Origin of the sequence: Rathayibacter sp. Leaf185 (assembly GCF_001423885.1) — a bacterium.
Classification (GTDB): Bacteria; Actinomycetota; Actinomycetes; order Actinomycetales; family Microbacteriaceae; genus Rathayibacter.
Genome location: NZ_LMPP01000003.1, coordinates 96,855 through 112,266, shown reverse-complemented (window position 1 = coordinate 112,266; position 15,412 = coordinate 96,855). Strand labels below are relative to the sequence as shown.

Below are 15,412 nucleotides of genomic sequence, written 5' to 3'. Positions count from 1 at the left end.
CACTGCCGGGCTCAGCGGTTCCGGATGATGTTCGTGATGCGGACCGTCGAGAGGCGGCGCCCCTGCTCGTCGCGGATCGCGATCTCGTGCGTGGTCAGCGTCGAGCCGAGGTGGATCGCGTCACAGGTGCCGATGACGAAGCCGGAGCGCGTCGAGCGGCTGTGGCTCGCGTTCAGCTCGATGCCCATCGCGACGCGTCCCTCGCCCGCGTGGATGTTCGCGGCGATCGACCCCATCGACTCGGCGAGCACCACGTGGGCGCCGCCGTGCAGGATCCCGAACGGCTGGCGGTTGCCCTCGACCGGCATCGAGGCGACGGAGTGCTCGGGGGTCAGCTCGTGCCAGACGATGCCCATCGTGTCGGCGAGCTCGCCTCCGCCGCGGCCGATGGAGCCGACGAGATCGAGCGCCGGGGGGCGGGTCCAGGCGGTGGCGCGGGGCGCGGAATCGGTCACGGTACTCCTCGTCGTGGAGCCCCGCGAGCGTCCCGTCCGGCGGCGGCGAACCGGCCGGATCCGGTGTCGGAGGCGCTGTGTAGTCTTGCCCTGTGTCAGATCCGGAACAGCCTACCCTCCTGCTCATCGACGGTCATTCGCTGGCTTTCCGCGCCTTCTACGCGCTCCCGGTCGACAGTTTCCAGACCCGCGACGGCCAGCACACGAACGCCATCCACGGCTTCCTGTCGATGCTGATCCTGCTCCTCAAGAACGAGAAGCCCACCCACCTCGGCGTCGCTTTCGACATCTCCCGCTACTCCTTCCGCACTCGCGAGTACCCCGAGTACAAGGGCACCCGAGGCGAGACCCCGCCCGAGTTCAAGGGCCAGGTCCCGCTGCTCGAAGAGGCGCTGCACGCGATGAACATCCGCACCGTCTCGAAGGAGGACTTCGAGGCCGACGACATCCTCGCGACCCTCGCGAAGCAGGGCGCGGAGGCCGGCTTCCGTGTCCTCGTCGTCTCCGGAGACCGCGACACCATCCAGCTCGTCACCCCCGACGTGACCCTGCTCTACCCCTCCACCCAGGGCGTCTCGCAGCTCACCCGCTACGACCGCGACAAGGTGTTCGAGAAGTACGGGGTGGAGCCGCACCAGTACCCCGAGATCGCGGCCCTCGTCGGCGAGACCAGCGACAACCTGCCCGGAGTCGACAAGGTCGGCCCGAAGACGGCCGCCAAATGGGTCAACCAGTACGGCACGGTGGCCGACATCATCGCCCACGCCGACGAGATCAAGGGCGTCGTCGGCGAGAAGCTGCGGGAGCAGAAGGAGAACGCGCTCCGCAATCGCCGCCTCAACCGCCTCGTCACCGACGTCGAGCTGCCGCTCGGCCCCGCCGATCTCGATCGCCGCCCGATCGACGTCGACGCCGTCCGCGAGATCTTCAGCCGTCTCGAGTTCAAGACGCTTCAGGAGCGGGTGCTCACGATCGCGGCCGACGAGGGTGTCGAGGGCGCCGCCTCCGCGCTGGCCGGCGACACGGTCACCACCGCCGCTCCCGCCGTCCGCACTCTCGTCGACGAGGAGCTCGCGCACTGGCTCGACCGCGTGTCGGCGAAGGGGACGACTCCCGTCGCCGTGCAGGTGCAGCTCGGTCCGGACGGACTCGACGGGCTGGGTCTCTCGACCGAGACCGAGTCGGCCTTCGTGCCCTGGGCCGCCGGCCGCCCCGACTACACCGCGCTCGAGGAGTGGCTAGCGGGCGAGGCGCCCAAGGTCTTCGCCGACGCGAAGCCGCAGATCAAGGCGCTGCGTCGCGCCGGGCTGACCGTCTCCGGTCTCGCCTTCGACACCCGGGTGGCGGCCTACCTCCTGCAGCCCACCGGTCACGCCGCGACGCTCCCCGCGCAGGTCGCGCAGTACCTCGACGAGACGATGGCGCAGGGCGATCCGAACCAGCTGGTGCCGAGCGTCGAGCCGATCGGTCCGGCGACGGAGGCGTGGTACGCCTTCCGCCTGGTCGCGCCGCTCACCGAGCTGCTCGGCGAGGGCATGCTCTCGGTGCTCGTCGACATCGAGCTGCCGATCGTCCAGGTGCTCGCGACGATGGAGCTCACGGGCGTCTCGATCGACTCCGACGTGCTGGCGCGCCTCCGCGGCGAGCTGACGACCACGGCCGCCGAGCTCGCCAGCCGGGCCTTCGCCGAGATCGGCCACGAGATGAACCTCGGCTCGCCGAAGCAGCTCCAGCAGGTGCTGTTCGAGGAGCTCGCGATGCCCAAGACCCGGGCGACGAAGACCGGGTACACGACCGACGCCTCCGCCCTGGCCGATCTGCAGGACTCCCACCCGCACCCGTTCCTCGGCCTCCTGCTCGAGCACCGCGATGCGACGAAGCTCAAGCAGATCATCGAGACGCTCGAGAAGTCGGTGACCGCCGACCAGCGGATCCACACCAGCTACGACCAGACCGGCACCGCGACCGGCCGCATCTCCTCGAACGACCCCAACCTGCAGAACATCCCCGTCCGCAGCGAGGTCGGCCGACGCATCCGCACCGCCTTCGTGCACGGCGAGGAGGCGAGCACGCTGCTGACCGCCGACTACTCGCAGATCGAGATGCGGATCATGGCGCACCTCTCGGGCGACGCCGGGCTCATCGAGGCGTTCCACAGCGGAGAGGATCTGCACCGCTTCGTCGGCGCCCGCATCTTCGGGGTCGAGCCGGCCGATGTCACCTCGGCGATGCGGAACAAGGTCAAGGCGATGTCGTACGGGCTGGCCTACGGCCTCAGCGCCTTCGGCCTCTCGAAGCAGCTGCGGATCTCGAGCGCCGAGGCCAAGCAGCTGATGACCGACTACTTCGTCCGCTTCGGCGCCGTCCGCGACTACCTCCGGAGCGTCGTCGAGCAGGCCCGCGAGGCCGGCTACACCGAGACGATCTTCGGTCGCCGCCGGCCGTTCCCCGACCTGCAGAGCGCCAACCGCGTGCTCCGCGACAACGCCGAGCGCGCGGCGCTCAACTCCCCGATCCAGGGCTCGGCCGCCGACATCATGAAGATCGCGATGATCGGCGTGCAGGCCGACATCGACGAGCAGGGCCTCGGCTCCCGGATGCTGCTCCAGGTGCACGACGAGCTGATCTTCGACGTCTCTCCCGGCGAGGAGGAGGCGCTCGAGGCCGTGGTCCGCGCCCGGATGGCCGGAGCGGTCGATCTCAGCGTTCCGCTCGAGGTGCAGGTCGGCCACGGCGCCGACTGGGACGACGCCGCGCACTGACGCTCCGGGGCGCGAGGCCCTGGCTAGGCTCGGGCGCATGACCTCCGACATCCCTCGTCAGCCGACCGCCGTCGATCTCATCGCCGAGCGCTGGGTCGACACCCTGGTCGAGCTCGATCCCACCATCGGCACCTACGTCGGCCGGGCGGAGTCGAGCGGCCGCCTCGGTGATCTGTCGCCCGAGGGTCGCGCCCGGTCGCGCGAGGCGGTGGCGGCGGCGCTCACCGAGCTCGAGACCGCCCAGCCGGTCGACTCGGTCGACCGCGTGACGGTCGCCGATCTCGGCTCCGAGCTCCGCCTCACGCTCGAGGCGCACGACGCGCAGCTGCCGCTCCGCGATCTCAACGTCATCGCCTCGCCTCCGCAGGAGCTGCGCGACGTCTTCGACCTCATGCCCACCGACGAGGTGGCCGACTGGGAGGCCGTCGCCGATCGGCTCCACGCCGTCCCGGCCGCCCTCGCCGGCTATCTCGAGACGCTCCGCGAGGGCATCCGCTCCGGAGTGACACCCGCGGCCCGGCAGGTCCGCCTCGTCGCCGAGCAGGCCGACTCGATCGCGGCGCCGGACGGATTCTTCGCCTCCTTGGCGGCTGACGCGGCCCCCGCCTCAGGATCGCTGCCGGCCTCCCTCGCGGTGCGCCTCGAGGAGGGCGCGCGCCGCGCCGCCGGCGCGTACGGCGGTCTCGGCCGATTCCTCCGCGACGAGCTCGCACCTGCGGCGCGTGACGAGGACGCGGTCGGCCGGGATCTCTACGCGCTGCAGTCGCGCCGCTTCCTCGGCGCCGTGGTCGACCTCGACGAGACCTACGAGTGGGGGATCGAGGAGCTCGCCCGGATGACGGCCGAGCAGGAGTCGATCGCCCGCGAGATCCTGCCCGGCGCCTCCGTCGCCGAGGCGATCGCGCACCTCGACGTGGACCCCTCCCGCACCCTGCACGGCGTCGACGCCCTGCAGCGCTGGATGCAGGAGACGAGCGACCGCGCGGTCGACGAGCTCGCGGGCACCGCCTTCGACATCCCGGACGAGCTCCGCCGGCTCGAGTGCCTCATCGCACCGACCCACGAGGGCGGCATCTACTACACCGGCCCGAGCGACGACTTCGCGCGGCCGGGGCGGATGTGGTGGTCGGTGCCCGAGGGCGTGACCGAGTTCGCGACCTGGCGCGAACTGACGACGGTCTACCACGAGGGCGTGCCGGGCCATCACCTCCAGGTGGGCCAGGCCGTCGTCAACCGCGCTCGGCTCAACACCTGGCGCCGCCAGCTCGCCGGCAGCTCGGGGCACGCCGAGGGCTGGGCCCTCTATGCCGAGCGGCTGATGGAGGGGTTCGGCTACCTGGACGACCCGGCCGACCGCCTCGGCATGCTCGACGGGCAGCGGATGCGCGCGGCGCGCGTGGTCCTCGACATCGGGGTGCACCTGGGCAAGCGGATGCCGGGCTCGACCGAGGTCTGGAGCGCCGCCTCCGCTCTCGCGTTCATGCGGGCGAACGTGAACATGGACGACGCCTTCATCCGCTTCGAGGTGAACCGCTACCTCGGCTGGCCGGGGCAGGCGCCCTCGTACAAGATCGGTCAGCGGATCTGGGAGGAGCTGCGCGACGAGACGGCCGCCCGCGAGGGATCGTCGTTCTCGCTCGCCGGATTCCACCGCCGCGCACTCGATCTCGGCGGCGTCGGCCTCGACACTCTGCGCGCGAGTCTCGCGGGCTGACCGGTGCCGCGGGATCCGCGTCGCAGCGCGACCCTGGGAGATTGCTAGCACCCTCCCGGGTCGGATAGTCTTGAACGTCACGTTCGTGGCGCCGTTGTGCCCACGGCGCGCGATGAGGTTCCGGGGTCATCCTCCGGAGCGTCGTCCCGTCGCCGGTGCACCGCACACCCCATCACTCCGCGGCTCCCGCTGCCCCGCCTCGCGCGAGGCGCGGTCGCCGCCCGACATCCATCCATCCTGGAGCATCCCTTAATGACAACCGCAACGACCGAAAAGGCAGCCAAGCAGGTCGCGATCAACGACATCGGGTCTGCCGAAGACTTTCTTGCCGCGGTCGAAAAGACTCTGAAGTTCTTCAACGACGGAGACCTCATCGAAGGCACCGTCGTGAAGATCGACCGCGACGAGGTCCTCCTCGACGTCGGCTACAAGACCGAGGGCGTCATCCCCTCGCGCGAACTCTCCATCAAGCACGACGTCGATCCCTCCGAGGTCGTCAACGTGGGCGACAGCGTCGAGGCTCTCGTCCTGCAGAAGGAGGACAAGGAGGGTCGCCTGATCCTCTCGAAGAAGCGCGCTCAGTACGAGCGTGCGTGGGGCGACGTCGAGAAGATCAAGGAGTCCGACGGTGTCGTCACCGGTTCGGTCATCGAGGTCGTCAAGGGCGGGCTCATCGTCGACATCGGCCTCCGCGGCTTCCTCCCGGCCTCGCTCATCGAGCTGCGCCGCGTCCGCGACCTCACGCCGTACCTCGGCCAGGAGATCGAGGCCAAGATCCTCGAGCTCGACAAGAACCGCAACAACGTGGTCCTGTCGCGTCGCGCGCTCCTCGAGCAGACGCAGTCCGAGAGCCGCACCACGTTCCTGAACAACCTGCACAAGGGTCAGGTCCGCAAGGGTGTCGTGTCGTCGATCGTCAACTTCGGTGCGTTCGTCGACCTCGGCGGCGTCGACGGTCTCGTCCACGTCTCCGAGCTCTCCTGGAAGCACATCGAGCACGCCTCCGAGGTCGTCGAGGTGGGCCAGGAGGTCACCGTCGAGATCCTCGAGGTCGACCTCGACCGCGAGCGCGTGTCGCTCTCGCTCAAGGCGACGCAGGAGGACCCGTGGCAGGTCTTCGCCCGCACCCACGCGATCGGTCAGGTCGCTCCGGGCAAGGTCACGAAGCTGGTCCCGTTCGGTGCGTTCGTCCGCGTCGCGGACGGCATCGAGGGCCTCGTCCACATCTCCGAGCTCTCGGGCAAGCACGTCGAGCTCGCCGAGCAGGTCGTGTCGGTCGGTGAAGAGGTCTTCGTCAAGGTCATCGACATCGACCTCGACCGTCGTCGCATCTCGCTCTCGCTCAAGCAGGCGAACGAGAACATCGACCCCGAGGGCACCGAGTTCGACCCGGCCCTCTACGGCATGGCCACGGAGTACGACGACCAGGGGAACTACAAGTACCCCGACGGCTTCGACCCCGAGACCAACGAGTGGCGCGAGGGCTTCGAGTCCCAGCGCGAGGCCTGGGAGCTGGACTACGCCGCGGCGCAGGCCCGCTGGGAGGCCCACAAGGCTCAGGTCGCCAAGTCGCAGGAGGAGGCGGCCACCGTCTCCGAGGGCGTCTCGGTCGGCGGCGGCTTCACCAGCGAGGCGACCGGAGCCGGCACCCTCGCCGACGACGAGTCGCTCGCCGCTCTGCGCGAGAAGCTGTCCTCGAACAACTGATCGAGTGCACGACGACGAACGGCCGGTCCCCTCGGGGGCCGGCCGTTCGGCGTTCCCCCTCCTGCCCGCTCGGCTGAGTAGGGTGTGCGCGTGCATCTCGTAGCCCTCACCGGAGGCATCGCCTCCGGCAAGTCGACCGTCGCCCGCCGTCTCGCCGAGCACGGAGCGGTCGTCGTCGATGCCGACGTGCTGGCACGCGAGGTCGTCGAACCCGGGCAGCCCGCGCTGCGGGCGATCGTCGAGCGCTTCGGTGCGGCGATGCTGCGGGAGGACGGCTCGCTCGACCGGGCGGCCCTCGGCGCCGTCGTCTTCGCCGACTCCTCCGCCCGCGCCGATCTGAACGCGATCACGCACCCGGCGGTGGGGGAGCGGTCGCAGCGGCTGTTCGCGGAGGCGGCGGAGGCCGATCCGCACGCCGTCGTGGTGTACGACGTCCCTCTGCTCGCCGAGGGCCGCGGGGCGGGCGAGTTCGACGAGGTCGTCGTCGTGCACGCACCGGAGGCCGCCCGCATCGATCGGCTGGTGCGGCTGCGCGGTCTGTCCGAGCCGGAGGCGCGTGCCCGCGTCGGCGCGCAGGCGACCGACGAGCAGCGGCTGGCCCTCGCCGATGTCGTCCTCGACTCGTCCGGGACTCTCGACGAGACCCTCGCGCGCACCGACGCACTGTGGGAGCACCTGAGCGCTCCGCGGTGACCCGGAGGGGCGTTCGCACCAGCGTCGTTCGCGGCCAGCGCACGCAGCGTTCCGTGTCGGTGGTCGCAGCTACGCTTCGAGCATGGAGCCCACCCGTGCCGTCCACCCCTTCGAGGTCATCAGCGAGTACAAGCCGAGCGGCGATCAGCCGGCCGCGATCGCCGATCTCAGCGCGAGGATCCGCGCCGGAGAGGCCGACGTCGTGCTCCTCGGTGCCACCGGTACCGGCAAGTCGGCGACGACCGCCTGGCTCGTCGAGGCGGTGCAGCGCCCGACCCTGGTGCTCGCGCACAACAAGACCCTCGCGGCGCAGCTGGCGAACGAGTTCCGCGAGCTCTTCCCGAACAACGCGGTCGAGTACTTCGTCTCGTACTACGACTACTACCAGCCCGAGGCCTACGTCCCGCAGACCGACACCTTCATCGAGAAGGACAGCTCGGTCAACGCCGAGGTCGAGCGCCTGCGCCACTCGACCACGAACTCCCTGCTCAGCCGCCGCGACGTGATCGTCGTCTCCACCGTGTCGTGCATCTACGGCCTGGGTCAGCCCGAGCAGTACCTCGAGGCGATGGTGGCCCTGCAGGTCGGCCAGCGCGTCGACCGCGACCGGCTCATCCGCAAGTTCGTCTCGATGCAGTACGCCCGCAACGACGTCGACTTCGCCCGCGGCACGTTCCGGGTCCGGGGGGACACGATCGAGATCATCCCGATGTACGAGGAGCTCGCCATCCGCATCGAGATGTTCGGTGACGAGATCGAGGCGCTCTACACGCTCCACCCGCTCACCGGCGACATCGTGAAGAAGCTCGAGTCGGTCTCGGTGTTCCCCGGCTCGCACTACGTCGCCAGCCAGGACGTCATGCACCGCGCGATCGACACCATCCAGCAGGAGCTCGAGGTGCGCCTCGCCGATCTCGAGAAGCAGGGCAAGCTGCTCGAGGCCCAGCGGCTCCGGATGCGCACGACGTTCGACCTCGAGATGATGCAGCAGATCGGATTCTGCTCGGGCATCGAGAACTACTCCCGTCACATCGACGGCCGGGAGTCGGGTGAGGCACCGCACTGCCTCCTCGACTACTTCCCCGACGACTTCCTCGTCGTCATCGACGAGTCGCACGTCACCGTGCCGCAGATCGGCGCGATGTACGAGGGCGACGCCTCTCGCAAGCGGACCCTCGTCGAGCACGGCTTCCGCCTGCCCTCCGCGATGGACAACAGACCGCTGAAGTGGGAGGAGTTCAAGCAGCGTGTGGGCCAGACCGTCTACCTCTCAGCGACGCCCGGCCGCTACGAGATGGGCATCGCCGACGGCATCGTCGAGCAGATCATCCGCCCGACCGGCCTCATCGACCCCGAGATCGTGCTCAAGCCGACGAAGGGCCAGATCGACGACCTGCTCGAGGAGATCAAGCTCCGCACCGAGCGCGACGAGCGCGTCCTCGTGACCACGCTCACCAAGCGCATGGCCGAGGAGCTGACCGACTTCCTCACCGAGGCAGGCGTCCGCGTCCGCTACCTGCACTCCGACGTCGACACCCTCCGTCGGGTCGAGCTGCTGTCAGAGTTGCGCGCCGGCGTCTACGACGTCCTGGTCGGCATCAACCTCCTCCGCGAGGGTCTCGACCTGCCCGAGGTGTCCCTCGTGGCCATCCTCGACGCCGACAAGGAGGGCTTCCTCCGCTCGTCCACGTCGCTCATCCAGACGATCGGCCGCGCCGCCCGCAACGTCTCGGGCGAGGTGCACATGTACGCCGATCGGGTGACCGACTCGATGCGGCTCGCGATCGACGAGACCGACCGCCGACGCGAGAAGCAGGTCGCCTACAACCTCGAGCACGGCATCGATCCGACTCCGCTGCGCAAGAAGATCGCCGACATCACCGACGCCCTCGCCCGTGAGGGGGCCGACACCGCCAAGCTCCTCGCCGGCCGCGACGCCAAGAAGAAGAGCCCCACCCCCAACCTCCGCCGCCAGGGCCTGGCCGCGAACGGCGGCAACGACCTCGAGGCGATCATCTCCGACCTCAACGGCCAGATGCTGCAGGCCGCCGGCGAGCTCAAGTTCGAGCTCGCGGCGCGACTGCGCGACGAGGTCCAGGAGCTCAAGCGGGAGCTCCGCCAGATGGAGAAGGCGGGTCACCTCTCCTGATCGGGCGGGGCGGAGCGACGTCCCCGGTCCGCAGAGAGGCGCCCGATCCGCAAGACCGGGCGCCCGGGATCAGCGTCCAGCGAACGGCCCCGGGCGATGTCGGTGGCTCCGCATACACTTTCGAGGTGTCGATCGCGAATGCCGTAACAGACCCCTCATCCACCCCCTCTCCCTCCTTCCACCGCTTCGTCAGCTCTCTCGACGAGTCGGTGTCGAAGCTGGTCGTCAGTGGTGCGCGGGTGCACAATCTCCACAACGTCGACCTCGAGATCCCGCGTGATTCAATGGTCGTCTTCACCGGTCTGTCCGGCTCGGGCAAGTCGTCGCTCGCCTTCGACACGATCTTCGCCGAGGGCCAGCGCCGCTACGTGGAGTCGCTCTCGGCCTATGCGCGCCAGTTCCTCGGGCAGGTCGATCGCCCCGACGTCGACTTCATCGAGGGGCTGAGCCCCGCGGTCTCGATCGATCAGAAGTCGACCAACCGCAACCCGCGGTCCACGGTCGGCACGATCACCGAGATCTTCGACTACATGCGGCTGCTCTGGGCGCGCATCGGGGTTCCGCACTGCCCGATCTGCAGCGAGAAGATCTCGGCGCAGACCGTGCAGCAGATCGCCGACCAGATGATGGAGCTCGAGGACGGCACCCGGTACCAGATCCTCAGCCCGGTCGTCTCGCAGAAGAAGGGCGAGTTCGTCGACCTCTTCAAGGAGCTGACCGCAGGCGGCTACTCCCGTGCCATGGTCGACGGCAGCCTCATCCAGCTCAGCGACCCGCCGACGCTCAAGAAGCAGTACAAGCACGACATCTCCGTCGTCGTCGACCGCCTCGTCGCCGGCCCCGACATCCTGGGCCGCCTCACCGACTCCCTCGAGACGGCCCTGCGCCTCACCGACGGCATCGTGCAGATCAACTACGTCGACGGCGAGGGCGACGGTGCGTGGACCACGTTCTCCGAGAAGCTGTCCTGCCCCAACAACCACCCGATCTCGCTCACCGAGATCGAGCCGCGGACCTTCTCGTTCAACGCGCCGTTCGGCGCCTGTCCCGAGTGCTCAGGCCTCGGCACGCGCATGTCGGTCGACGACGAGCTGCTGCTCGGCGACCCCGACCTCAGCATCGCCGAGGGCGTCATCATCCCTTGGACCACGCAGGGCAAGGGCCTCTTCCAGTACTACGAGAAGCTGCTCGACGGCCTCTCGCGCGACCTCGGCTTCACGCTGACCACCCCGTGGAAGCGCCTCAGCTCAGAGGTGCAGCAGGCCGTGCTGCACGGCGACAACTTCGAGGTCAAGGTCAAGTGGAAGAACCGCTACGGCCGTGAGATGAGCTACACCTCCGGCTTCGAGGGCGTCGTGCCCTACATCGAGCGCCAGTACATCCAGGCCGAGACCGATGTCCAGCGCACCCGCTGGTCCGAGTTCCTCCGCGAGGTCCCGTGCCCCGTCTGCAAGGGCTCGCGGCTCAAGCCCGAGGTGCTCGCCGTCCTCGTGCACGGCGCGAGCATCGCCGACATCGCCGACCTCAGCCTCGGCGACGCCCAGGAGTTCATGGGCCGGCTCGAGCTGACTCCGCGCGAAGCCAAGATCGCCGCCCAGGTCCTCCGCGAGATCAAGGCGAGGCTCGACTTCCTGATCGAGGTCGGCCTCAACTACCTCAACCTCTCGCGAGCGGCCGCGTCGCTCTCCGGAGGCGAGGCCCAGCGCATCCGGCTCGCCACGCAGATCGGCTCCGGCCTCACCGGAGTCCTCTACGTGCTCGACGAGCCGAGCATCGGCCTGCACCAGCGCGACAACCGCCGTCTCATCGACACGCTGCTCAAGCTGCGGGATCTCGGCAACACCCTGATCGTCGTCGAGCACGACGAGGACACGATCCGCACCGCCGACTGGATCGTCGACATCGGCCCGGGCGCAGGTGTCAACGGCGGCAAGGTCGTGCACTCGGGCTCCTACGACGCCCTGCTCGAGAACACGCACTCGCTCACGGGCGACTACATCTCGGGCCGCCGCTCGATCGACATCCCGAAGAAGCGCCGCCGGATCGACCGCAAGCGGATGATCAAGGTCATCGGCGCGAACGCCAACAACCTCCGCAAGGTCGACGTCGAGTTCCCCCTGGGCACCTTCGTCGCCGTCACCGGGGTCTCCGGGTCGGGCAAGAGCACGCTGGTCAACGACATCCTCTACCGGGTGCTCGCCAACCAGCTCAACGGGGCGCGCAAGGTGCCGGGCAAGCACACCCGCGTCACCGGCCTCGAGAACCTCGACAAGGTCGTGCACGTCGATCAGAACCCGATCGGCCGCACCCCCCGGTCCAACCCCGCCACCTACACGGGAGTGTTCGACCGCATCCGCAACCTCTTCGCCGAGACGACCGAGGCGAAGGCCCGTGGCTACCTGCCCGGCCGGTTCAGCTTCAACGTCAAGGGCGGCCGCTGCGAGGCCTGCTCGGGCGACGGCACCATCAAGATCGAGATGAACTTCCTGCCCGACGTCTACGTCGCCTGCGAGGTCTGCGGAGGAGCGCGCTACAACCGCGACACCCTCACGGTCCACTACAAGGGCAAGAACATCGCCGAGGTCCTCGACATGCCGATCGCCGAGGCGGCCGACTTCTTCGAGCCGATCACCTCGATCCACCGGTTCCTCAAGACGCTCGTCGAGGTCGGGCTCGGCTACGTCCGGCTCGGGCAGAGCGCGACGACGCTCTCGGGAGGCGAGGCGCAGCGCGTCAAGCTCGCCACCGAGCTGCAGCGCCGCTCCAACGGCCGCAGCGTCTACGTGCTCGACGAGCCGACCACCGGCCTGCACTTCGAGGACGTCCGCAAGCTCCTCCTGGTGCTCAACTCGTTGGTCGAGAAGGGCAACACGGTCATCACCATCGAGCACAACCTCGACGTGATCAAGTCGGCCGACTGGCTGATCGACATGGGTCCCGAGGGCGGTGCCGGCGGCGGGCAGGTGGTCGCGGTCGGCACGCCGGAGCACGTCGCGAAGGTCGCCGAGAGCCACACGGGCGGGTTCCTGGCCGAGATCCTCGGTCGATAGCGCGGCCGGGCGAGCACGGGGCATGGCGCAGACACTCGACTACCGGCCCAAGGCCGGAGAGATCCCGACCCTTCCGGGGGTCTACCGATTCAAGGACGCCCGAGGCCGGGTCCTCTACGTGGGCAAGGCGAAGAACCTGCGCGCGCGGCTCAGCAACTACTTCGCGCCGCTGCCGAGCCTCCACGAGCGGACCCGGCGGATGGTCACTTCGGCCTCCGGCGTCGAATGGACCGTCGTCGGCACCGACGTCGAGGCCCTGCAGCTCGAGTTCACCTGGATCAACGAGTTCGATCCGCCCTTCAACGTCAAGTTCCGCGACGACAAGTCCTACCCCTACATGGCGGTGACCCTCGGCGACGAGGCGCCGCGCGTGATGGTGACCCGCAACTCCAAGATCCGCGGGGCCCGGTACTTCGGCCCGTACCCGAAGATCTGGGCCATCCACGAGACCATCGACCTGATGATCAAGGCCTTCCCGATCCGCACCTGCAACGACTCGAACTACAAGCGGGCGATGCAGAGCGGCAGGCCGTGCTTCGCCTCCCAGATCGGCCGCTGCGGCGGCCCCTGCTCGCACCGGGTCACGTTCGCGGAGCACCGCGCCATGGTCGACCGGTTCGTCGCGTTCATGGGCAGCCACGACCGCAAGATGATCGGCGAGCTCGAGAGGGAGATGCGCGAGGCCGCCGGTGAGATGCAGTACGAGCGCGCCGGCAAGCTGCGCGATCAGGCCGCGGCGCTCGACGCGGTGCTCGCCAAGAGCGCCGTCGTGCTGAAGGACAACGTCGACGTCGACCTGTACGCGATCGTCCACGACGAGCTGGCCGCCTCGGTGCAGCAGTTCCGCGTGCGGGGCGGACGCATCCGCGGCGAGCGCGGCTGGGTCGTCGACAAGGAGCTCGACATGAGCACAGCCGAGCTGGTCGACACCGCACTGCAGGCCGCCTACGAGAACGGCGACATCCCGCCCAGGGAGGTCGTCGTCCCGGAGCTGCCGGAGGACAGCGAGGCGCTCGAGGAGTGGCTCTCGAGCCTCCGCGGCGCGAACGTGCGCCTGCGGGCGGCGCAGCGCGGCGACAAGGCCGCGCTCCTCGAGACCGCGACGCAGAACGCCGGGCACTCGCTCATGCTCTACAAGACGCGGCGCTCCGCGGACTTCACCGCGCGCACCCAGGCGCTCGAGGACATCCGCGATGCGCTGGGCATGGCCGAGGCGCCGCTTCGGATGGAGTGCTACGACGTCTCGCACCTCAGCGGCACCAACATCGTCGCCTCGATGGTCGTGTTCGAGGACGGCCTCGCGCGCAAGGACCAGTACCGGCGGTTCTCGATCGCGGAGTCGACGGACGACACGGAGTCGCTCCACCAGGTCCTCACGAGGCGGCTCGCCTACCTCAAGGAGCCGTCCGAGCCGGCGGTCGTCGATCCCGAGACGGGGGAGGCGAAGCGGCGCAAGTTCGCGTATCCGCCGCAGCTCCTGATCGTCGACGGCGGCCAGCCCCAGGTCGCGGCGGCGCAGCGCGCGCTCGACGAGTCCGGAGTCACGGGGATCACCCTGTGCGGTATCGCCAAGCGCCTCGAGGAGATCTGGCTCCCCGACTCCGACTTCCCGGTGATCCTGCCCCGCAACAGCGACGCCCTCTTCCTCTTCCAGCGGATCCGCGACGAGGCCCACCGTTTCGCGATCACCCACCAGCGGCAGCGGCGCAAGCGCGACATCGCGTCGCAGCTCAGCGAGATCCCCGGTCTCGGCGGCACCCGCGTCCGAGATCTGCTCAAGCACTTCGGATCCGTGGCCCGACTCCGCGAGGCCACCGACGCCGAGATCGCCGAGGTCAAGGGCATCGGACCGACGCTGGCCGCCGCGATCCACGGCTACCTGCACCCCTGACGCCCCCGCCCGGCGCCGGGCCCACGCCCTAGGCTGGACATCCGAACCCTCCCCGGAGGGGCCGAGACACCCACACGAGCACGGAGAACCCAATGAGCACGGAGAGCGAGCAGCAGGACGTGCTGATCGTCACGGGGATGTCGGGTGCCGGCCGGTCCACGGCCGCGAACGCCCTGGAGGATCTGGGCTGGTACGTGGTCGACAACCTGCCCCCGCAGATGCTCCGACCGCTGGTCGACCTCGCCCAGCGCGCGGGCGACACACTGCCCAAGATCGCCGCGGTCGTCGATGTCCGCGGGCGCGACTTCTTCGCCGACCTCGGCGAGATCGTGCGAGAGCTCAAGGCGGGGGTCGACCTCCGCGTCGTCTTCCTCGAGGCGACGGACGCCGCCCTCGTCCGCCGCTTCGAGCAGGTCCGCCGCCCGCACCCCCTGCAGGGCCGGGGGACTCTGCTCGACGGCATCTCGGCCGAGCGCGGACGACTGGCGCAGCTGCGTGAGTCGGCCGACATGGTGATCGACACCTCCGACCTCAACATCCACCAGCTGGCGACGAGCATCACCGAGCGCTTCGCCGAGGCGGGTCGCGCGGGTCTGCAGATCACCGTGATGAGCTTCGGCTTCAAGTACGGGCTGCCGACGGACGCCGACATGGTCGCCGACGCGCGCTTCCTGCCCAATCCGTACTGGATCCCCGAGCTGCGCCCGCACACCGGGCTCGACGAAGAGGTGCGAGAATACGTGCTGGCCCAGCAGGGGGCGGAGGAGTTCATCGACTCCTACTCGCGTGCCCTGCGCCCGGTGCTCGACGGCTACCAGCGCGAGAACAAGCGCCATGCGACGATCGCCATCGGATGCACGGGGGGCAAGCACCGCTCCGTCGCGGTCGCCGGCCGCATCGCGGCCCGACTGGCCGAGCTGCCGGGAGTCGCCGTCAACGTGGCGCACCGCGACCTCGGCCGAGAATGATTCCCGCGCGCTCCGCCGCGCAC

General features: G+C 69.3%; 9 protein-coding genes. 8 read left to right on the top strand and 1 reads right to left on the bottom strand.

Annotated features, from left to right (window positions below):
* Positions 1-11 precede the first annotated feature (11 nt).
* Positions 12-455: a PaaI family thioesterase gene (locus ASG06_RS12845; protein WP_442965610.1), complete on the bottom strand. Its 444-nt coding sequence runs from the start codon at positions 453-455 to the stop codon at positions 12-14.
* Positions 456-547: 92 nt separating this feature from the next.
* Here ASG06_RS12845 and polA point away from each other — a divergent pair, with 92 nt between their 5' ends.
* From polA to rapZ, 8 genes are all read left to right on the top strand, one after another.
* Entirely contained in the window at positions 548-3,217 is a 2,670-nt protein-coding gene (gene polA / locus ASG06_RS12840) for a DNA polymerase I (RefSeq protein ID WP_056042828.1), read from the top strand.
* A gap of 37 nt (positions 3,218-3,254) precedes the next feature.
* Positions 3,255-4,931 carry a DUF885 domain-containing protein gene (locus ASG06_RS12835; RefSeq protein ID WP_056042825.1) on the top strand — a complete coding sequence of 559 codons (1,677 nt, stop codon included), beginning with the start codon at positions 3,255-3,257 and terminating at the stop codon, positions 4,929-4,931.
* Between the two features lie 252 nt (positions 4,932-5,183).
* Entirely contained in the window at positions 5,184-6,638 is a 1,455-nt protein-coding gene (gene rpsA, locus ASG06_RS12830; protein WP_056042824.1) for a 30S ribosomal protein S1, read from the top strand.
* A 90-nt stretch (positions 6,639-6,728) separates the two neighbouring features.
* On the top strand, positions 6,729-7,331 hold the full coding sequence (coaE, locus tag ASG06_RS12825) for a dephospho-CoA kinase (RefSeq protein WP_056043494.1): 603 nt from the start codon (positions 6,729-6,731) through the stop codon (positions 7,329-7,331).
* An 82-nt stretch (positions 7,332-7,413) separates the two neighbouring features.
* Positions 7,414-9,480, top strand: a complete 2,067-nt coding sequence (gene uvrB / locus ASG06_RS12820) for an excinuclease ABC subunit UvrB (protein ID WP_056042821.1) — start codon at positions 7,414-7,416, stop codon at positions 9,478-9,480.
* 209 nt (positions 9,481-9,689) lie between these two features.
* Positions 9,690-12,530 (top strand): excinuclease ABC subunit UvrA, encoded by a 2,841-nt coding sequence (uvrA, locus tag ASG06_RS12815; RefSeq protein ID WP_056042818.1) that lies wholly within the window; start codon positions 9,690-9,692, stop codon positions 12,528-12,530.
* A gap of 22 nt (positions 12,531-12,552) precedes the next feature.
* Positions 12,553-14,421 carry an excinuclease ABC subunit UvrC gene (gene uvrC, locus ASG06_RS12810; RefSeq protein WP_056042815.1) on the top strand — a complete coding sequence of 623 codons (1,869 nt, stop codon included), beginning with the start codon at positions 12,553-12,555 and terminating at the stop codon, positions 14,419-14,421.
* 92 nt (positions 14,422-14,513) lie between these two features.
* Entirely contained in the window at positions 14,514-15,389 is an 876-nt protein-coding gene (rapZ, locus tag ASG06_RS12805; protein WP_056042813.1) for an RNase adapter RapZ, read from the top strand.
* Positions 15,390-15,412: the final 23 nt, after the last annotated feature.

Coding starts and splice junctions, on each gene's coding strand:
- ASG06_RS12835 (WP_056042825.1), top strand. CDS start 3,255: ATGACCTCCGACATCCCTCGTCAGCCGACCGCCGTCGATCTCATCGCC.
- rpsA (WP_056042824.1), top strand. CDS start 5,184: ATGACAACCGCAACGACCGAAAAGGCAGCCAAGCAGGTCGCGATCAAC.
- uvrB (WP_056042821.1), top strand. CDS start 7,414: ATGGAGCCCACCCGTGCCGTCCACCCCTTCGAGGTCATCAGCGAGTAC.
- uvrC (WP_056042815.1), top strand. CDS start 12,553: ATGGCGCAGACACTCGACTACCGGCCCAAGGCCGGAGAGATCCCGACC.
- rapZ (WP_056042813.1), top strand. CDS start 14,514: ATGAGCACGGAGAGCGAGCAGCAGGACGTGCTGATCGTCACGGGGATG.